The sequence below is a fragment of the Amycolatopsis eburnea genome (assembly GCF_003937945.1).
Taxonomy (GTDB): domain Bacteria; phylum Actinomycetota; class Actinomycetes; order Mycobacteriales; family Pseudonocardiaceae; genus Amycolatopsis; species Amycolatopsis eburnea.
Genome location: NZ_RSEC01000058.1, coordinates 645,843 through 664,976 on the forward strand (window position 1 = coordinate 645,843; position 19,134 = coordinate 664,976).

General features: G+C 71.5%; 18 protein-coding genes. 12 read left to right on the forward strand and 6 right to left on the reverse strand.

Features of this window, described 5'->3' with window-relative positions; genetic code table 11:
• Window positions 1-4: 4 nt before the first annotated feature.
• The 8 genes from argS (at window position 5) to prfA (ending at window position 10,350) form a co-directional block, all read left to right on the forward strand.
• Window positions 5-1,660 carry an arginine--tRNA ligase gene (argS, locus tag EIY87_RS28505; RefSeq protein WP_125312924.1) on the forward strand — a complete coding sequence of 552 codons (1,656 nt, stop codon included), beginning with the start codon at window positions 5-7 and terminating at the stop codon, window positions 1,658-1,660.
• A 3-nt stretch (window positions 1,661-1,663) separates the two neighbouring features.
• Window positions 1,664-3,094 carry a diaminopimelate decarboxylase gene (gene lysA, locus EIY87_RS28510; RefSeq protein ID WP_125312925.1) on the forward strand — a complete coding sequence of 477 codons (1,431 nt, stop codon included), beginning with the start codon at window positions 1,664-1,666 and terminating at the stop codon, window positions 3,092-3,094.
• A gap of 5 nt (window positions 3,095-3,099) precedes the next feature.
• The gene (locus EIY87_RS28515) at window positions 3,100-4,413 is read left to right on the forward strand and encodes a homoserine dehydrogenase (RefSeq protein WP_191984295.1); all 1,314 of its coding nucleotides are present in this window, start codon (window positions 3,100-3,102) and stop codon (window positions 4,411-4,413) included.
• Window positions 4,410-5,471: a threonine synthase gene (gene thrC, locus EIY87_RS28520; RefSeq protein ID WP_125312927.1), complete on the forward strand. Its 1,062-nt coding sequence runs from the start codon at window positions 4,410-4,412 to the stop codon at window positions 5,469-5,471. The genes EIY87_RS28515 and thrC overlap by 4 nt, the downstream gene beginning before the upstream one ends.
• A 100-nt stretch (window positions 5,472-5,571) precedes the next feature.
• Complete coding sequence (gene thrB / locus EIY87_RS28525) at window positions 5,572-6,459, forward strand: homoserine kinase (RefSeq protein ID WP_225440083.1); 888 nt, start codon at window positions 5,572-5,574, stop codon at window positions 6,457-6,459.
• A gap of 401 nt (window positions 6,460-6,860) precedes the next feature.
• A complete protein-coding gene (rho, locus tag EIY87_RS28530) occupies window positions 6,861-8,783 on the forward strand; it encodes a transcription termination factor Rho (RefSeq protein ID WP_125312929.1) in 1,923 nt (640 codons plus the stop codon).
• 189 nt (window positions 8,784-8,972) lie between these two features.
• Window positions 8,973-9,200, forward strand: a complete 228-nt coding sequence (gene rpmE, locus EIY87_RS28535; protein WP_003102730.1) for a 50S ribosomal protein L31 — start codon at window positions 8,973-8,975, stop codon at window positions 9,198-9,200.
• 79 nt (window positions 9,201-9,279) lie between these two features.
• Window positions 9,280-10,350 carry a peptide chain release factor 1 gene (gene prfA, locus EIY87_RS28540; RefSeq protein ID WP_125312930.1) on the forward strand — a complete coding sequence of 357 codons (1,071 nt, stop codon included), beginning with the start codon at window positions 9,280-9,282 and terminating at the stop codon, window positions 10,348-10,350.
• Here the strand turns inward: prfA and EIY87_RS28545 are convergent.
• The 5 genes from EIY87_RS28545 to EIY87_RS28565 are packed head-to-tail and all read right to left on the reverse strand — an operon-like array spanning window position 10,347 to window position 14,441.
• Window positions 10,347-10,724 (reverse strand): VOC family protein, encoded by a 378-nt coding sequence (locus EIY87_RS28545; RefSeq protein ID WP_125313576.1) that lies wholly within the window; start codon window positions 10,722-10,724, stop codon window positions 10,347-10,349. The two genes, prfA and EIY87_RS28545, sit on opposite strands and share 4 nt — an antisense overlap.
• Entirely contained in the window at window positions 10,724-12,181 is a 1,458-nt protein-coding gene (gene wsfD, locus EIY87_RS28550; RefSeq protein WP_125312931.1) for a glycan biosynthesis hexose transferase WsfD, read from the reverse strand. The genes EIY87_RS28545 and wsfD overlap by 1 nt, the downstream gene beginning before the upstream one ends.
• 18 nt (window positions 12,182-12,199) lie before the next feature.
• Window positions 12,200-12,631 carry a GtrA family protein gene (locus EIY87_RS28555; protein WP_125312932.1) on the reverse strand — a complete coding sequence of 144 codons (432 nt, stop codon included), beginning with the start codon at window positions 12,629-12,631 and terminating at the stop codon, window positions 12,200-12,202.
• Window positions 12,628-13,605 carry a glycosyltransferase family 2 protein gene (locus tag EIY87_RS28560; RefSeq protein WP_125312933.1) on the reverse strand — a complete coding sequence of 326 codons (978 nt, stop codon included), beginning with the start codon at window positions 13,603-13,605 and terminating at the stop codon, window positions 12,628-12,630. Before EIY87_RS28560 ends, EIY87_RS28555 begins: the two co-directional genes overlap by 4 nt.
• Window positions 13,606-13,637: 32 nt before the next feature.
• A complete protein-coding gene (locus EIY87_RS28565; RefSeq protein ID WP_125312934.1) occupies window positions 13,638-14,441 on the reverse strand; it encodes a TIGR03619 family F420-dependent LLM class oxidoreductase in 804 nt (267 codons plus the stop codon).
• Window positions 14,442-14,497: 56 nt separating this feature from the next.
• Here EIY87_RS28565 and EIY87_RS28570 point away from each other — a divergent pair, with 56 nt between their 5' ends.
• Together EIY87_RS28570 and prmC are read left to right on the forward strand one after the other, a co-directional pair.
• Window positions 14,498-14,845: a MerR family transcriptional regulator gene (locus EIY87_RS28570; RefSeq protein ID WP_125313577.1), complete on the forward strand. Its 348-nt coding sequence runs from the start codon at window positions 14,498-14,500 to the stop codon at window positions 14,843-14,845.
• A gap of 96 nt (window positions 14,846-14,941) precedes the next feature.
• Complete coding sequence (gene prmC, locus EIY87_RS28575; protein WP_125312935.1) at window positions 14,942-15,808, forward strand: peptide chain release factor N(5)-glutamine methyltransferase; 867 nt, start codon at window positions 14,942-14,944, stop codon at window positions 15,806-15,808.
• An 82-nt stretch (window positions 15,809-15,890) separates the two neighbouring features.
• Here the strand turns inward: prmC and EIY87_RS28580 are convergent, their stop codons facing one another.
• Window positions 15,891-17,864: a M6 family metalloprotease domain-containing protein gene (locus EIY87_RS28580; protein ID WP_125312936.1), complete on the reverse strand. Its 1,974-nt coding sequence runs from the start codon at window positions 17,862-17,864 to the stop codon at window positions 15,891-15,893.
• A gap of 103 nt (window positions 17,865-17,967) precedes the next feature.
• Here EIY87_RS28580 and EIY87_RS28585 point away from each other — a divergent pair, with 103 nt between their 5' ends.
• The gene (locus EIY87_RS28585) at window positions 17,968-18,231 is read left to right on the forward strand and encodes a hypothetical protein (protein ID WP_125312937.1); all 264 of its coding nucleotides are present in this window, start codon (window positions 17,968-17,970) and stop codon (window positions 18,229-18,231) included.
• 197 nt (window positions 18,232-18,428) lie between these two features.
• Complete coding sequence (locus EIY87_RS28590; protein ID WP_125312938.1) at window positions 18,429-19,079, forward strand: L-threonylcarbamoyladenylate synthase; 651 nt, start codon at window positions 18,429-18,431, stop codon at window positions 19,077-19,079.
• The last annotated feature ends 55 nt before the right edge of the window (window positions 19,080-19,134 follow it).

The window sequence follows — 19,134 nt, forward strand, 5'->3', positions numbered from 1 at the left end:
ACGAGTGACTCCCGCCGCTCTCGCCGACCTGGTCCGCAGCTCCGCCGTGCAGGTGCTCGCCGCACGCGGCATCGACGACGCCGTGCTGCCGGAGCAGGTGACCATCGAACGCCCGCGCAACCCCGAACACGGCGATTACGCGACGAACATCGCCCTCCAAGTGGCCAAGAAGGCCGGGCTGAAGCCGCGCGACTTCGCCGAGGCGCTGGCCGAGGCGGTCTCGGCGGACGACGGCGTCGCCTCGGCCGAGGTGGCCGGTCCGGGCTTCCTCAACTTCCGGCTCGCCGCCGCCGCCCAGGGCGACATCGTGCGCCAGGTCCTCGACGCCGGTGCCGCGTACGGCCGCGGGGACGCGCTGGCCGGCACCAAGATCAACCTCGAGTTCGTCTCGGCGAACCCGACCGGCCCGATCCACCTCGGCGGCACCCGCTGGGCCGCGGTCGGCGACGCGCTCGGCCGCGTGCTGGCCGCGCAGGGCGGCGACGTCACGCGCGAGTACTACTTCAACGACGCCGGTGCCCAGATCGACCGGTTCGTCCGGTCGCTGATCGCCGCCGCGAAGGGCGAGCCCGCGCCGGAGGACGGGTACGCGGGCGGCTACATCAACGACATCGCCGCCGAGGTCATCAAGGCCGAGCCGAGCGCGCTCTCGCTGCCGGAGGAGCAGCGGCACGAGACGTTCCGCCGGATCGGCATCGAGCTGATGTTCGGCGAGATCAAGTCCAGCCTGCACGAGTTCGGCACCGACTTCGACGTCTACTTCCACGAGGACTCGCTGCACAAGTCCGGCGCGGTCGACGCGGCGGTGCAGGAGCTGAAGGACTCCGGGAACCTCTACTTCGAAGACGGCGCCTGGTGGCTGAAGTCGAAGGAGTACGGCGACGACAAGGACCGCGTCGTCATCAAGCAGGACGGCAACCCGGCCTACATCGCCGGTGACCTGGCCTACTTCAAGGACAAGCGCAACCGCGGCTTCGACCTGTGCATCTACATGCTCGGCGCGGACCACCACGGCTACATCGCCCGCCTGAAGGCCGCCGCCGCGGCGTTCGGCGACGACCCGGCCACCGTCGAGGTGCTGATCGGCCAGATGGTCAACCTGGTCAGCGACGGCAAGCCGGTCCGGATGTCCAAGCGCGCGGGCACCGTGATCACCATGGAGGACCTCGTCGAGGCCGTCGGCGTCGACCCGGCCCGCTACGAGCTGATCCGCTACTCGGTCGACTCCACTTTGGACGTCGACCTGGACCTGCTGCGCAAGCACTCCAACGACAACCCGGTCTACTACGTCCAGTACGCGCACGCGCGGCTGGCGTCCCTGCAGCGCAACGCCGCCGATCTCGGCATCAAGTCCACTTCGGACGTCGACTTCGGACTCTTGACCCTGCCCGCCGAGGGCGACCTGATCCGCACCATCGGCGAGTTCCCGGAAACCGTGCGCCGCGCCGCCGAAATGCGGGAGCCGCACCGGATCGCGCGCTACCTCGAAGAACTCGCGGGCGCCTACCACAAGTTCTACACCGTGGGCCGCGTGCTGCCCATGGGCGACGAAGAGGCGACCCCTCTGACGTACGCCCGGCTCGCGCTGTGCGAGGCCGCCCGCCAGGTGCTGGCGAACGGCCTGGCCCTCCTCGGTGTCTCCGCTCCGGAACGGATGTAAGAAATGGCGCACCCCGCGGGCCCCAGGCACGCCGACGTCTACCCCCACGCCGACACCTCCGGGCTCCAGCCGTCCGGGGCCGAGGAGCTCGACAAGCTGCCCGCGAAAGTGTGGCCGCGCAACACCTTCCGCGCCGCCGACGGCGTCGTCCGGATCGCCGGCGTCGACGTCCGCGAGCTGGCCGAGCAGCACGGCACGCCGCTGTTCGTCGTCGACGAGGCCGACTTCAAGTCCCGCTGCGCGGACTACGCCGAGGCGTTCGACGACCCCTCGCTCGTGCACTACGCGTCCAAGGCGTTCCTCTCCATCGAGATCGCCCGCTGGGTGGCCGAGCAGGGGCTGAGCCTGGACGTCTGCAGCGGCGGCGAGCTCGCCGTGGCGCAGCGCGCGAACTTCCCGGCCGAGCGGATCACCTTCCACGGCAACAACAAGTCGCCCGCGGAACTGGAAGCCGCGGTCGTCGCGGGCGTCGGCACGGTCGTGCTCGACTCCTACTACGAGATCGCGCGGCTGAGCGACATCGCCGCGCGCCACGACGTCGTGCAGCCGGTGCTGATCCGGGTGACCGTCGGCGTCGAGGCGCACACCCACGAGTTCATCGCGACCGCCCACGAGGACCAGAAGTTCGGCTTCTCCCTGGCGTCGGGTGACGCCGCCGAAGCGGTCCGCCGGGTGCTCAACGCGTCCTCGCTCAAGCTCGTCGGCCTGCACAGCCACATCGGTTCGCAGATCTTCGACGCCGACGGCTTCGAGGTGGCCGCCCGCCGCGTCGTCGGGCTGCTCGCCGACCTGGCCAAGGAGCACGGCACCGAGCTGCTCGACCAGCTGAGCCTGGTCGACCTCGGCGGCGGGTTCGGCATCGCCTACACCGAGAAGGACAACCCGCCGCCGCCGGCGCAGATGATCACGCAGATCCGCGAGATCGTCCGCAAGGAGTGCGCGTACGCGGGCCTGCCGGTGCCCCGCATCGCGGGCGAGCCGGGCCGCGCGATCGCCGGTCCGGGCACGATCACGCTGTACGAGGTCGGCACCATCAAGGACGTCTCGCTCGGCGACGAGTCGGCGCGGCGGTACGTCAGCGTCGACGGCGGGATGAGCGACAACATCCGGACCGCCCTCTACGACGCGGTGTACGACGTCCGCGTCGTTTCCCGGTCCGCGGGCGACAACGAGCAGCCGGTGCAGGCCGTGCTGTCCCGGGTCGTGGGAAAACACTGTGAGTCCGGCGACATCGTCGTACGAGACTGCTGGCTGCCCGACACCCTGGCTCCCGGCGACCTGCTGGCGGTCGCGGCGACCGGCGCCTACTGCTACTCGATGGCGAGCAGCTACAACCGGCAGCCGCGCCCGGCCGTGGTCGCGGTGCGCAACGGCAGCTCCCGGCTGCTGCTGCGGCGGGAGACGACCGACGACATGCTCCGCCTGGAGGTCTGAACACAGTGGCTGCCCCTGAGGAACGCCCCGCCATCCGCGTCGCCCTGCTCGGCTGCGGGACGGTCGGCGGCGAGGTCGCCCGGCTGCTCACCGAGCAGGCCGAGGAGCTGGCGGCGCGGGCGGGCGCGCCGGTCGAACTGGCCGGCATCGCCGTGCGCCGCCCGGACAAGCACCCCGAGCTGCCGCCGGAGCTGCTGACCGCGGACGCCGAGAAGCTCGTGACGTCCGACGACGTCGACGTCGTGGTCGAGCTGGTCGGCGGGATCGAGCCGGTGCGCGGCTGGCTGCTGGCCGCGCTGAAGGCCGGGAAGTCCGTGGTCACCGCGAACAAGGCGCTGCTCGCCGAGCACTCGGCCGACCTGTTCGAGGCCGCCGACGCGGCGGGCGCCGACCTCTACTTCGAGGCCGCGGTGGCCGGCGCCATCCCGCTGCTGCGCCCGCTGCGCGAATCGCTGGCCGGCGACCGCATCACGCGGGTGATGGGCATCGTCAACGGCACCACGAACTACATCCTGTCCGCGATGGACTCCACCGGCGCCGGCTACGCCGAGACGCTCGACGAGGCCAGCCGCCTCGGGTACGCCGAGGCCGACCCGACCGCCGACGTCGACGGCTACGACGCCGCGTCGAAGGCCGCGATCCTCGCGTCGCTGGCGTTCCACACCCGCGTGACGGCGTCGGACGTGCACCGCGAAGGCATCGCCGACGTCACCGCGTCCGACCTCGCCGCGGCGCGGGGGCTCGGCCGCACGGTCAAGCTCCTGGCGATCTGCGAGCGCGTCACCGACGACGACGGCGTCGAGTCCGTCTCGGCCCGCGTGCACCCGGTGATGATCCCGCGCAGCCACCAGCTGGCGGGCGTCGGCGGCGCGTTCAACGCCGTCTACGTCGAGGCGGACGCGGCAGGCGAGCTGATGTTCTACGGCCAGGGCGCGGGCGGCGCGCCGACCGCGAGCGCGGTGCTCGGCGACCTCGTCGCGGTGGCCCGCAACCGGGTGGCAGGCGGCCGCGGCCCGCGCGAATCCGCGCACGCGGCGCTGCCGGTGCGGCCGATGGGCCAGACGCCGACCCGGTACCACGTAAGCCTTTCCGTCGCCGACCGCGCCGGCGTGCTCGCGCAGGTGGCGCAGGCGTTCGCCGGGCACGGGGTGAGCATCGCGGCCGTGCGGCAGAGCGACGTCGGCGACCGCGCGAGCCTCGTCGTGGTGACGCACCAGGCGCCCGACGCGGCGCTGCAGTCCACTGTGGACGAGATCGCGAAGCTCGACGTCGTCCACGAAGTTGTCAGCGTCATGCGCGTGGAAGGCGAAGACCAGTGATCAGGCACCCCTGGCCCGGACTCATCGAGGCTTATCGGGACCGCGTCCCGGTGCCGGACGGCGCGCGGGTCGTCACGCTCGGCGAGGGCAACACGCCGCTGCTGCCCGCCCACCACCTGTCCGAGCTGACCGGCTGCGAGGTGCACCTCAAGGTCGAGGGCGCCAACCCGACCGGCTCGTTCAAGGACCGCGGGATGACCGTGGCCATCACGCACGCGCTCGCCAGCGGGCTCAAGGCGGTGATCTGCGCGTCGACCGGGAACACGTCCGCGTCGGCCGCCGCCTACGCCGCGCGCGCCGGCCTCACCTGCGCCGTGCTGGTGCCGCAGGGCAAGATCGCGATGGGCAAGCTCGCCCAGGCCGTGCTGCACGGCGCCCGGATCCTGCAGGTCGACGGCAACTTCGACGACTGCCTCGAGCTGGCCCGCAAGACCGCGGCCGACTACCCGGTCACGCTGGTCAACTCGGTCAACCCGGTGCGCATCGCCGGCCAGAAGACCGCCGCGTTCGAGATCTGTGACGTGCTCGGCACCGCGCCGGACATCCACTGCCTGCCGGTCGGCAACGCGGGGAACATCACCGCCTACTGGGCGGGGTATTCGGAGTACGCGGCCGACGGTGTGGTGAAGAACACGCCGCGGATGTTCGGCTTCCAGGCGGCCGGCGCGGCGCCGCTCGTGCACGGCGAACCGGTGTCGGACCCGGAGACGGTCGCGACCGCGATCCGGATCGGCAGCCCGGCGTCGTGGACCGCCGCGGTGAAGGCGAAGGAAGCGTCCGACGGGCTCTTCGAAGCCGTCACCGACGAGAAGATCCTCGAGGCCTACCGGCTGCTGGCCGGGCGCGAGGGCGTGTTCGTCGAGCCGGCGTCCGCCACCAGCGTGGCCGGCCTGCTGGCCACCGCCGCCGACGGACGGCTCCCGAAGGGGTCCCGCGTGGTGTGCACGGTGACCGGCCACGGCCTGAAGGACCCGCAGACGGCGCTGGCGGGCAACGTCGAGGTCGAGCCGCTGGCGGTGGACCCCTCGGCCGTCGCGGCGGCACTGGACCTGCGGTGACCGGCCCACAAGCGCCCCAATGTGGCGTTCGGTGCGTCCAACGCACCGAACGCCACATTGGGTGCGCTGGACGCAACCAACGCCACATTGGGGCGCTCCGGTGACCGGCGGCTTCAAGGTCACCGTCCCGGCGTCCACGGCGAACCTCGGGCCGGGGTTCGACGCCTTCGGCATGGCGCTGGGCCTGCACGACGTCGTCGAGGTGTCGGTCACCGGCAGCGGGCTGAAGGTGGAGGTCGTCGACGCCGGAGCCGGTGGGGTCGCGGACGTCCCCACCGACGAAACCCACCTCGTGTACCGCGCGATCGAGCGGACCTGCGCGCACCTCGGCCTCGAGGTCCCGGGCCTGCACCTGCGCTGCTTCAACGCGATTCCGCACGCGCGCGGCCTCGGCTCGTCCGCGGCCGCGGTGGTGTCCGGGGTGGCCGCCGGGTACGCGCTGGCGGGCCGCGAGCTCGACGCGGCCGAGGCGCTGCAGCTGGCCGCGGGCTTCGAAGGCCACGCCGACAACGCCGCCGCGAGCCTGTTCGGCGGGCTCGTCCTGGCCTGGTGCGAAGGCGGCGTGTTCCACGCCGAGCGGCTCACGCCGCACCCGGCGATCCGGCCGGTCGTGGCGGTCCCGTCGGTGCGCTCGGCCACCGCGACCACCCGCGGCCTGCTGCCCGCCGTCGTGCCGCACGCGGACGCGGCGCACAACGCCGGCCGCGCCGCGCTCGCCGTGCACGCGCTGACGGCCAAGCCGGAGCTGCTGCTCGCGGCCACCGACGACCGGCTGCACCAGAGCTACCGGGCGCCCGCGTACCCGGCCAGCACCGAGCTGGTGGCGACGCTGCGTGCACGGGGAGTGGCCGCCGCCGTGTCCGGCGCGGGGCCGACGGTGCTCGCGCTGACCACCGCGGGAATACTCCCGGCGGGCGCCGGCGTTGAGGGGTTCGACGTCTTCGAGCTGCCCGTGGATCTCGCGGGTGTGCAGGTTGCGGCTCAGTGAAGGCCGGGTCACGTGCCTGCCACCGGGACCGCCACGCGGGGGGTGGTTGTTGCACCCGGCACCCGCGCGGTCTACCCGCGGGGGCGTTCGATCACCGTGCGTTTCCGCACCCGATGCCGGTCCTCCGGGATCGCATCCTTCGTTGATCCGCCGAATCCGCACCGCCTGGCGAGCGGGGTAACGCGGATGAACGCAGGCGGGTTTTCGGTTTCGGCGGTGCCGAATTCCGTGTCCTCCGTTTGGAGGACGCAAACCCCTGTGGTGGAGGCGCTCCAGCTGTGTTTCGCACGGCCGAAGAGCTCGTCTCGCGTATCGGGGAGCAGATACGCCGGTTCGCGATCAGAAGCGAGCGGCAGTCCGCTGATCCACCTGGAGGCGTGGATCGGTCAGGAAGGACATGTGTGAGCAACACCGATCTTTTGAGCGACGTGAGCGGCACGGCCGAGACGAACGGCACCGCCCCCGCTCCCAAGCGGACGGTCGGCGGGCTGACCGGTAAGACCGTCGCCGAGCTACGTTCGCTGGCTGGGGAACTCGGCGTCGGCGAGACGACGGGCATGCGCAAGGGCGATCTGATCGCCGCGATCCGCGAGCGCCAGGGCAAGTCGCGCAAGCCGCGTGCGGCGGCCGAGACGCTGCCCCTGGAGGGCGTCGGCGACGCCCCCAAGGCCGCGGCCCCGAAGGCCGAGGCGCCCGCCGCCCCGGTCGAGACCAAGCCGGAGCCGAAGGCCGAAGCGCCGTCCGCGCCGTCTTCGGACGCGCAGCCGCAGGCCGAGCGCCCGCAGCAGGACAAGCAGGACGCCCCGCAGGGCCAGGACGGCCAGCCCGAGGAGGGCGGCCGCAGCCGGCGTCGCCGCGGCTCCAACCGCGCCGCCGGAGCCCCGGACGGCCAGCAGCAGGGCCAGGGTGACCGCCAGCAGGGCGGCGACCGCCAGCAGGGCGGCAACCGCGACCAGCAGCGCCAGGGCGGTGGCAACCGCGGCGACAACCGCCAGGACGGCAACCGCCAGCGCAACCAGCAGGACGGCGGCAACCGCGGCGGCCAGGACAACCGCAACCAGCAGCCGGACGACGACGAGGAAGGCGGCCGTCGCGGCCGTCGCTTCCGCGACCGTCGTCGCCGCGGCAGCGGTGGCGGCCAGCGCGACGGCGGTTCGCCGGACACCGAGATCCGCGAGGACGACGTCCTGCTGCCCGTCGCGGGCATCCTGGACGTGCTCGACAACTACGCTTTCGTGCGCACTTCCGGCTACCTCGCCGGCCCGAACGACGTCTACGTGTCGCTGTCGCTGGTCCGCAAGTACGGCCTGCGCCGCGGTGACGCCATCACCGGTGTCGTGCGCCAGCCGCGCGAGGGCGAGCAGCAGCGGCAGAAGTTCAACCCGCTGGTGCGCGTCGACTCGATCAACGGCCTGGAGCCGGACGAGGCCAAGCGCCGCCCGGACTTCACCAAGCTGACCCCGCTGTACCCGAACGAGCGGCTGCGCCTCGAGACCGAGTCGCACAAGCTCACCACCCGCGTGATCGACCTGATCATGCCGGTCGGCAAGGGGCAGCGCGCCCTGATCGTGTCGCCGCCGAAGGCCGGTAAGACCACGATCATGCAGGACATCGCGAACGCGATCTCCACGAACAACCCCGAGTGCCACCTGATGGTCGTCCTGGTCGACGAGCGTCCGGAAGAGGTCACCGACATGCAGCGCTCGGTGAAGGGCGAGGTCATCGCCTCGACCTTCGACCGGCCGCCGTCCGACCACACGTCGGTCGCGGAGCTGTCGATCGAGCGGGCCAAGCGCCTGGTCGAGATGGGCCACGACGTCGTCGTGCTGCTCGACTCGATCACCCGCCTCGGCCGCGCGTACAACCTGGCGGCCCCGGCGTCCGGCCGGATCCTGTCCGGTGGTGTCGACTCGACCGCGCTGTACCCGCCGAAGCGGTTCCTGGGCGCGGCGCGCAACATCGAGAACGGCGGCTCGCTGACCATCTTCGCCACGGCGATGGTCGAGACCGGTTCGACGATGGACACGGTCATCTTCGAGGAGTTCAAGGGCACCGGTAACGCGGAGCTCAAGCTCGACCGCAAGATCGCCGAGCGCCGCGTGTTCCCGGCCGTCGACGTCAACCCGTCGGGCACCCGCAAGGACGAGCTGCTGCTCTCGCCGGACGAGCTGGCCGTGACCGTGAAGCTGAGCCGGGTGCTGCACGCGCTCGACTCGCAGCAGGCCATCGACCTGCTGATCTCGCGGCTGCGGAAGACGAAGACGAACGTCGAGTTCCTCATGCAGGTCTCGAAGACGGCCCTCGGCGGCAGCGAAGACGACTGAGCTGTCCGTGAAGGCCTCCTTACCGGCGCCGGAAGCCGGTAAGGAGGCCTTCACGGCGTTCGGAATACCTGGTCAGCGGGGTGCGTTCCAGTGAGCGTCTGCCCGTCTGGCAGAATTACCCGCTGAAGTCCGGCGCCGGTTCACCCCGCGAGAACGACTGGGGACCCGGAGCCAACGAGAGAGGACACCATGAAGAGCGGTATTCACCCCGAGTACGTGGTCACGAACGTGAACTGCGACTGCGGCAACAGCTTCACCACGCGCAGCACCAAGACCAGCGGCAACATCCACGTCGAGATCTGCTCGAACTGCCACCCGTTCTACACGGGCAAGCAGAAGATCATGGACACCGGTGGCCGGGTCGCGCGCTTCGAGGCTCGCTACGGCAAGCGCCAGAAGAAGGCCGACGCCAAGTAGCTTTTCCGACGACGCCCACTCGCCTGCGCGGGTGGGCGTCGTTTTTTGTCTTTCTTACCCGGGCTGAGAGGTGGCAGAGGTGGATTCGAGCTCGCTCAAGGGGCTGCTCGCCGAGCACGCGGAGCTGGAGCAGCAGCTGGCGGACCCCGCGGTGCACGCCGACCAGGCGCGCGCCCGCAAGCTCGGCCGCCGCTACGCCGAGCTGACGCCGGTGGTGCGCGCGGTCCACGAGCTCGACACCGCACGCGACGACCTCGCGGCCGCCCGGGAGATGTCCGCGGAGGACGCGGAGTTCGCCGCGGAGGCCGACGAGCTGGCCGCGAAGATCCCCGAGCTGGAGTCGAAGCTCACCGAACTGCTGCTCCCGCGCGACCCGTACGACGGCTCCGACGTCGTGATGGAGATCAAGTCCGGCGAGGGCGGCGAGGAGTCGGCCCTGTTCGCCGGCGATCTCCTGCGCATGTACCTGCGCTACGCCGAGCGCCACGGCTGGAAGGCGGAGGTCCTCGACTCGGTGGACTCCGACCTGGGCGGCTTCAAAGACGTCACGCTGTCGATCAAGACGAAGTCGGCGGAGGTCGACGGCGTGTGGTCGCGGCTGAAGTTCGAGGGCGGCGTCCACCGCGTCCAGCGCGTGCCGGCGACGGAGTCCCAGGGCCGCATCCACACGTCCGCGTCCGGCGTGCTGATCTACCCGGAACCGGAGGAGGTCGAGGTCGAGATCGACCCGAACGACCTGCGCATCGACGTCTTCCGCTCGTCCGGCCCCGGCGGCCAGAGCGTCAACACGACCGACTCCGCGGTCCGGATCACGCACCTGCCGACCGGCATCGTCGTGTCCTGCCAGAACGAGAAGTCCCAGATCCAGAACCGCGCCCGCGCCCTGCAGGTCCTGCAGGCCCGGCTGCAGGCGATCGCGGAGGAAGAGGCGGCGGCGAAGGCGTCGGACGCCCGCAAGTCCCAGGTCCGCACGGTCGACCGCTCCGAGCGGATCCGGACGTACAACTTCCCGGAGAACCGCATTTCGGACCACCGGGTGAACTACAAGGCGTACAACCTGGACCAGGTCCTCGACGGCGACCTGGACGGCGTCCTCGACGCGCTTGCGACGGCGGACCGCGAAGAGCGGCTGGCCGCTTCGGCCGGCTAAGCCTTCGGCACCAGCCAGCACAGGCAGAACGGGTGCCCGGCCGGGTCGGCGTAGACCTGGAAGTCGTCGCCGGCCGTGGCGCCGCTCGCCGGCTTCAGCACCCGCGCGCCCAGCGCCATGACGTGTTCGTGCGCCTCGGGGAAGTCCTCGACCCACAGGTCCAGGTGCACCTGCTGCTTCGTGCCGCCGTCGGGCCACTCCGGCGCCACGTGGTCGGGCGCGAGCTGCACGCCGACCCGCGGGGCGCCGTCGACCACGACCATGTGCCAGTCGCCGTCTTCGTCGACCTCGCCGCCGAGCACGCCCGCCCAGAAGCGGCTCTCGGCCGCGAGGTCGGCGGCGTCGAACGTGACGACCTGGTGCATGATCCGCATCATCGGACGGCCGGCTCCTCCGGCTCGCGGAACGCCTCGAACACCTCGGTCACCGGCTCCTCGTCCGGCTCCGGCTCCGGCTCCGGACGGGCGGGGCGCGGGAAGAGGCTCAGCACCCCGAACACGAACGCCAGCACCGTCGGGAACAGCGTCAGCAGCTGGTGCTTCACGCCCTCCACGCCCTCGCCGAGCGCCGACAGCCCGAACTGGCCCACCGCGAACAGCAGCAGGAAGAACACCACGATCCCGTACTCGCGCTTCGACCGGCGGAACGCGCGCCCGCCGGCCCAGCCGATCAGCAGCCAGAACGGGACCAGCAGGTACAGCCCCAGCGGCGCCGCCAGCGCGGACAGGCCCGAGAACACCGGGACGCGGAACTCCTGCGCCATCGGCGGCAGCCCGGACGTGTCGGCGAAGCTGCCCAGCCGGGACGGGCGGGCGGTCAGCGTGTCGACCGCGCCCTGCTGGAGGATCTGCAGCGTGCGCTGCGGGTGCGAGGCGTAGTAGCTCACGACGTTGCGGCGGCTGATCTTGTCACGGAAGCCGTTGTAGTCCGCGTCCTTCCACGGGCTCGCTTCCCACCAGCCCGTGCCGATGAACTTCTTCGCGCTCGGCGGCAGGCCCAGCGCCGCCAGGTCGGCGTCCGTGTCGTGCTTGCCGTCGACGATGCTGTCGAACACCACGTGGTACATGTTCGCTTCGCGGTACTCGGCGTTGGCCGGGTCGCCGTGGGACTGCACCGCCGCCGTCCCCGCGCCCACGACCACCAGCACGCCCAGCGGCAGCAGCCACCGCGCCCACCCGCGCGCGCCGAGCGGCTTGACCAGCACCAGCGCCAGCACGAACAGCGGGATCAGCAGCAGCGTCTGCGACTTGGCGTTGATGCCGATCAGCGCGCCCACGACGGTCAGCGCCGCGCCCCAGTACCGCCACGCGCCCGTCCGGTGCATCAGCAGCAGCCCGCCGGCCATCAGGAGCATCCCCAGGAACCCGGCGCCCTCGCTGAGCACCGAGGCGAAGTAGCCGAAGAACGCCGAATCGGCCATCACGAGCAGCAGCAGGAGCGTGGCGATGAGGCGGTTGCGCACGCTGAGGTCGAGCGCCAGGACGGTCGCCGCGATGCCCACCGCGACCAGCACGGCCGTGATCGAGCCGAGCACCAGCAGGTTGAGCTCCGCCGACGAGCCGAGCACCTTCCCGAGCTTGCTCGCGAACCAGTCGAGCCACGCCTGGCTCGAGATGTAGTCGCTCTTGCAGCCCTGGCCCGGCCCGTAGCTGAAGTGCACGTAGAACTCGGGCTTGATCTCGGTGTGCCGGCCGCCGAGGTCGCACAGCAGGCGCCAGCCGTCGCCGTTGTCGGCCATCCCGACCGGCCTCGGCACGAGGAACCTGATCAGCAGGACGCCCAGGGAAAGGACGAAGACGCCCAGGCCGAAGCGCAGTTCACGGGTTCGCACCCGGAACAGCGTACGAGATCACGCAGAGTCGGCGGGCGCTGCACCGGGAACGGGCGAAACCGGGCGGTGCCGGAACACGACGTAGTGGTAGAGCAGGTAGTTCCAGAACAGCCCGACGACGATCGCCGCGCCCTTCGGCACCAGCAGGTTGATGCCCGGGAACAGGTGGCTGACCAGCGTGATGACGCCGAACTGCACCACCCAGAGCCCGAACGCCGTCACGCCGAAGAACAGCAACGCCTGTTTCCGGACGTCGCCGTCCTTCGCACGGAACGTGAAGTTCCGGTTCAGCGTGAACGACAGCAGCATGCCCGCCGTCGTCGAAAGGAAGTTGGCGACGAACGCCGGGACGCCGAGCGTCGCCAGCAGCGCGTAGCCGAGGGCGTCGACCAGGGTGTTGCCGATGCCGACGATCCCGAAGCGGACCTGCGTGGCCGTGACGAACCTCATCGGACGGCGCTCCGGTCGGCGGCGCCGGTGCGCACCGACGCGACGGTGTACAGCGGCCGGTTCTGCACCTGCGAGTACGTGCGGCCGATGTAGCTGCCGAGCACGCCGAGCATGATGATCTGGATGCCGCCGAGGAAGAACATCGCGATGGTGATGAACGCCCAGCCGGGCACCGCGGTCTCCGGCGCGAACACCTTCACGCCGACGACGTAGAGCACGCCGAGGAAGCTCAGCAGCGAGATCAGGTACCCCATCCGCGTGATCATCCGCAGCGGCGTCGTGGAGAACCCGAGGATGCCGTCGGCGGCGAAGCGCAGCATCTTCGTCAGCGGGTAGCCGGTGACACCGGCGTGGCGCTTGTCGCGGTCGAACAGCACCGCGGTCTGCCGGAACCCGACGTAGCTGACGAGGCCGCGCAGGAACCGGTCGCGTTCGCGGTACTTGCGCAGCTCGTCGACGACCTTGCGGTCGATCAGCCGGAAGTCCCCGGTGTTCTTCGGGATGTCGACCGCGGCCATCTTCCGCAGGAACCAGTAGAACGCGCTCGCGGTGTAGCGCTTGAACGGCGGGTCCCGCCGCGACCGGCGCTGCGCGTAGACGACGTCGTAGCCCTCTTCCCACTTCTCGAGCAGTTCGAGGGCCACGCGCGGCGGGTCCTGCAGGTCGCTGTCCATGATCACCACGGCGTCCGCGTCGACCAGGTCGAGCCCGGCGGTCACGGCCATCTGGTGCCCGAAGTTGCGGGACAGCTCGACGACGGTGACCCGCGCGTCACGGGCGGACAGCTCGGTCAGCCGCTCCAGCGAGGCGTCCCGGCTGCCGTCGTCGACGTAGAGGAAGCTGAAGTCGTACCGCCCGGCCAGCGGCGCCGTGACCTCGTCGACCGTGCGGTGCAGCAGGTCGATGTTCGCTTCCTCGTTGTAGATCGGGAAGACGAACGCGACCCGGCGGCGAGTGGTCGGCTCGGTCGGCACTGGCGCTCCCGTGGGTCGGCGTCTCGGGCATCCTAGGGTCCGGCGACGGCCTCGGCGAACGTGGTCATCCGCTGCTCGAAGGTCTCCGCCGGGCCGAAGTGGACGGCCACCGCGTCCGCCCCCGCCAGGATATACGCGCGGAATCGCGCGGTCGCGGAGTCGAGATCGGTCCCGTCCCAATCCATTCTGGCGGTGACCCGTGTTTCGCGGCCGTTTGTCATCGCCGTGAGCTTTCCGGCGCGCTCGCCGACCTCGGCGGGGGAGAGCCCCGCGCTGAACCAGCCCGCCCCGACCCGGACGGCCCGGCGCAGCGCCGCCGCGGAGTTGCCGCCGACGGTCAGGGGCACCGGCCGGTCCGGCCGCGGCTCGAAGTAGCCGCCGCCGGGACCGCGGCCGGTGCGGAACAGCCCGGCGAGCAGGTCCAGTGCCTCGTCGGTCCGCTTGCCGCGCGTGGCGAAGTCGACGCCGACCTCGGCGAACTCCGGCTCGTTCCAGCCGGCGCCGACCCCGAGGTCGAACCGGTTCCCGGACAGCCTCGCCAGTGTCGCGGCCTGCTTGGCTAGCGCGAACGGCTCCCGCAGCGGCAGGATGACCACCGCCGTCCCGAGCCGGATCCGGCTGGTCACGGCGGCGAGGTGGGCGAGGGTGACCAGCGGCTCGTGGACCCCGCCGAACACCTCGCCGAACGGGCCGGGCGGGATCAGGTGGTCGGGCAGCCAGGCGGCGCGGTAGCCGAGCTCTTCGGCGCGCCGGGCCAGCTCGGCGATCCGCGCCGGCTCGACGTGCGGCTGTTCGTTCGGCAGGACGACTTCGAGGTCCGGGAAATGTTCGGTCATGCCGGCGACGTTAGGCATTCACATCGGTGTGAAGGTCAACCTTTCAGGGGGTGGGAGTGCGGATCGGCGAACTCGCGGAACGCACCGGCGTCAGCACGCGGCTGCTGCGCTACTACGAGGAGCAGGGCCTGCTCGCGGCGTCGCGCGACGGCAACGGCTACCGCGCCTACGACGAGGGCGCCGTCGTCCGGGTCCGGCAGATCCGGCGCCTGCTCGCGGCGGGGCTGAACACCGAGGTGATCTCGTCGGCGCTGCAGTGCGCGAGCGGCGAGGAGGCGCACCTCGACCTCTGCCCGGAGCTGGCCGGCCTGCTGCACCGCGAGCTGAGCGCGATGGACGACCGGATCAGCGCGCTCCAGCGGCGGCGCGGCGCGCTGGCCGGGTACTTGTCCGCCGAGCGCTGAGGGCGCCTCGATACGCTGGACGGCGTAGGACCGGCGCGTGTCCTCACGGGGGAGTTCCGCCTGGTGTGCCAGGCTTGACGAGGTGAAGGACGACGAGTGAACCGGCAGCCGCTGCGCCTGGCCATCATCGAGGCCACCCGCATCCTCGAGCGCGCGGGCGTCGCCTCGCCGCGCTTCGACGCCGAGGTGATCGCCGCGCACGTGCTCGGCGTCGACCGCGGCCGCCTGCCGATGGTGCCGCTGGTCGACCCCCCGGTCATCGAGGCCATCGGCCAGCTCGTCCAGCAGCGCGCGAAGCGGATCCCGCTGCAGTACCTGACCGGCTGGGCCGCGCTCGGCGACATCACCGTCGCGGTCGGCGCCGGCGTGTTCGTCCCGCGGCCGGAGACCGAGCTGCTCCTCGAATGGGGCGTCAAGTTCCTGCAGGGCCGCGAGTTCCCGGTGGTGGTGGACCTGTGCACCGGCTCCGCGGCACTGGCGCTGGCGGTCGCGCACGCCCGCCCGGACGCGGTGGTCTACGCGGTGGACGTCGACCCGCAGGCGCTGGCCTGGGCCCGCCACAACGCGGACGTCCACGCCGACGCGGGCAACACCCCGATCCGGCTGTACTCGGGCGACATCAGCGATCCGACGATGTTCGCCGAGCTCGACGGCCTGGTCGACCTGGTGCTCTGCAACCCGCCGTACGTCCCGGAGGGCACCCCGGTGCCCCCGGAGGTGGCCGAGCACGATCCCCCGCGCGCGGTGTTCGCGGAGGAGAGCGGCCTGGCGGTGATCCGCCACGCGATCGCGGCGGGGGCCCGGTTGCTGCGCCCGGGCGGCGGGCTGGCGATCGAGCACGACGACACGCACGGGTCGGCGGTGCCGGCGCTGGTGCGGGCGCGGCGGGTGCTGACGGGGGTGGAGGACCACGCCGACCTGACGGGCCGGGCGCGGTTCGTCACCGCGCGCCGGCTGGGCTGACCGCCGCGGCAAAGGTCTTGAATGAGTCATTCAGGACCGCCGAGGACCTGAATGACTCATTCAAGACGTCACCGGCGCGTCCTCAGAAGCCGAACGCCGTGCAGCTCGCCGTCGCCGTCTTCGACGGGTCGCCGATCGAGGTCGCCGTCAGCTTCACCCGGGCCGTGAGGTCGCCGCCCTGGCTTCGCTTCGCGTACGCCGGGACCTTCACGTGGCCGCCGAACTTCGCCGTCGTCAGCTCGTTCGGCAGGCGGACCGCCCAGCCGCGCGCGTCCGTCGAGACGCTCAGCCGGTAGGTGTCCGTGTCGTACGGCGCCTGCGCGCCGCGGGCCGAACCCGTGTTGAGCAGGCCGAAGTCGCAGGTCGCGAGGCCGCCGCGGGCGAACGCCGGCGGGGCCGGGGTCAGCGCGGCGCCGCGCGCCTGGCTGCCGGAGCCGTCCAGCGAAGCGACCGTGACCGTGTACGACAGGATGCCGCGGCGGTCCCGGGCCAGGTCGGTGATCAGGAACCGCAGCCGGTTGGCCTGGTCGGTGTACTCGTACGGGCTCGCCGCCTCCGTGCCCGCCTTGAACAGGGCGTCGTTGAGCTGGCGGTAGTCGCCGATGGTGATCTTCACCGGCGTGCCGTCCGGCTTGGTGTAGTCGGTGATGCCGATGTCCTGCGGGTTCGCGTCGATCACCCAGTCGAAGGGCGCGTTGTCCTTGTTCTTCGTCTTGGTGATCATGACGCCGGAGTCCGGGGCGAACGAGTCCGCGCCCATCCGGTCGACGACCTCGACGGTGTAGTTGTCGTAGCCGCCGCCGTCGCAGAACGGGTCCGTCGCCCGGTCGCACTTCGGCGCCTTGTCCCCGCCGGTGAGCTTGATGTTCAGCCCGGTGAACGCGCCCGGCTGCGCTTCGGCCTCCCGCGCGGTGATGCGCGCCGACACCGGACCGGTCTTGGCGAGGTCGTTGCGGTCGAGCTGCAGGACGTCCGCCGGGTCGACGATGCCGAGCTTCAGCTTGTTGCGCAGCTGGTGCTGGGCACCCATCGAGCTGCCCTGCGTCGCCGGGATCTGCCAGCGCGTGTGCGGGCCGCCGGGACCGTTGAACGTGCCGCGCGACAGCATGTCCCACGGTCCGCTGTAGCTGCGGGACGGCGGGACGCCGAACGGGTTGTTGTAGTTGTCGCCGATGCCCAGGATGTGGCTGAACTCGTGGGCGTAGGTCGACTGGCCGGAGCTTTCGGCCTGCACCGAGCTGCCGTCCTGGGCGTTGGGCCAGATGCTGGCGGCCGACGCCCACGACGTCCACGGCACGTACCGCGTCGCCGCGTAGTTGGGCAGGTCGTGGTTGGGCGGGCCGAACGCGTCGGGCACGTTCTCCTTGGTGCCGAACTTCATCTCGCCGAACTCCTGCCAGGTCGAGCTCTCGTCCTGGCCGGCGGAGAGGTAGAAGACGAAGTCGAACTGCTTCGCGGTGTCGCCGACGTCGGCGCGCCAGGCGTCGCCGGCGTCCTTGCGGATGTCCCGCGTGCAGTTCGCGCCGGGCGGGCACGCGCTCGGCTGGAACTCCATGCCGTACTCGTAGGACTTCCCGGGCATCCGGTACGGCCCGAACGCGGTCAGCTGCACGCCGAACCGGCCGCCGGAGTCCTCCATCCAGTACTCGTTGATCGTGTGCCCGTTGTTGAGGGCTTCGGGCTTGTTGAGGAAGTCCTGGTAGTACTGCGCCACGTTCGCCCGGGGGATGCCGGCCGCGGTGGGGGCGGGGTTGCCGAACACGGTCGAGCGGGCGGGGCGGGTGACGACGAAGTCCTGGTCCGGGTAGTCGGCGAGGACGACGGCGCCCTTGAAGGTGCGCTGGGTGGGCTTCAGCGAGGGGTCGGCCCAGTTCGTGCCCGGGACCTTCTTGTAGTCGGACCAGGTCATGTGGTCCTGGTTCTCCCACTGCGCGGCGTCGATGGGGGCGGGCCAGCCACGGGTGAGCGGCTCGGCCGCGGCGGTGCCCGCGCCGAGCCCGGCCAGCAGGGCGGCCGCGGCGAGCACGGCGAGCGCCTTCGGGGTTCTGGAACGCATCTGCGGCTCCTTCACTGGGAACCCACGGGGGTTGGTGGTTCCCGGTGATCGACCGTATTGAGCCGCGCTGTCCCGGTTCTGCCTCGCGGCGAGGTTTACCCGCTTGCCCCACGACGAAAGTCTGGCCGGTTGTCATGGCGCGCGGCCGGATGTCGCGAACGGCGGCTTCGCCGACACCGCAGGCCCGCGCCGGCCGGATGTCATGAAAGAGTCGTTCACCTCACCAGACGTCATGAACGAGTCGTTCATGACGCCGGACGCCGACCGCCCTCGGTCCGAACCCACCGGCGCCGGCCGTGGCGAGTGCGCCGGGCTGCCCGACCAAGCCGCCGCGGGGCAGACCGCCGCGACTTCGCCGGGGCCCTGACGTCCGGCGAGGTGAACCCGTTCATGACATCGCGGCCCGCGACGGCAGCGGCCTGTGGACAACTCCGGCCGACCGCGCCGCGAGCGCCGGGACCTGTCGGTGCTCGCCGGTAGCGTGGAAGACGGGGGGCGCCCCCCGGCGGCGGGGGTGTGACGCGGCGAACGTCCCTATCTGCGGCCGGACTACTCTTGGGCGCCATGAGCGTGGTCTACGACTGCAGCAAGCGCGACACCCGGGCCGACGGGCTGGCCGCCGCGGCGGGTGCGGTGCGGTCGAGCAGGCTGGTCGTCCTGCCGACCGACACGGTCTACGGCATCGGCGCCGACGCGTTCGACGCCGGCGCCGTCCAGGCGCTGCTGCGCGCCAAGAACCGGGGCCCGGACATGCCGGTCGGCGTGCTCGTCGGGTCCTGGTCCACTGTGGACGGCCTGGTCCTCGGCGTCCCGCCGCAGGCGCGCGCGCTCATCGAAGCCTTCTGGCCCGGCGACCTGTCCATCGTGCTGCCGCACGCGCCGAGCCTGCAGTGGAACCTCGGCGACGCCCGCGGCACCGTGATGCTCCGGATGCCGCTGCACCCGGTGGCGCTGGAGCTGCTGCGCGACGTCGGCCCGATGGCCGTGTCGAGCGCCAACGTCTCCGGGCGGCCGCCTGCGAGCACCGCGCAGGAGGCGCAGGAGCAGCTCGGCGACTCGGTCGCGGTGTACCTCGACGGCGGGTCGAGCGGCGAGCCCGTCGCATCGACCATTGTGGACCTCACCGGTACCGAACCGGTCGTGCTGCGCGAGGGTTCGGTCTCGAAGACGGCGGTCGCGGAGGTGCTCGGTGTGCCCGCGGAAACGTTGGCCTGAAGCCGGATCACGGCGGGAACCGCGGCACGATAGCGTGTCGCGGGTGACCCCGACC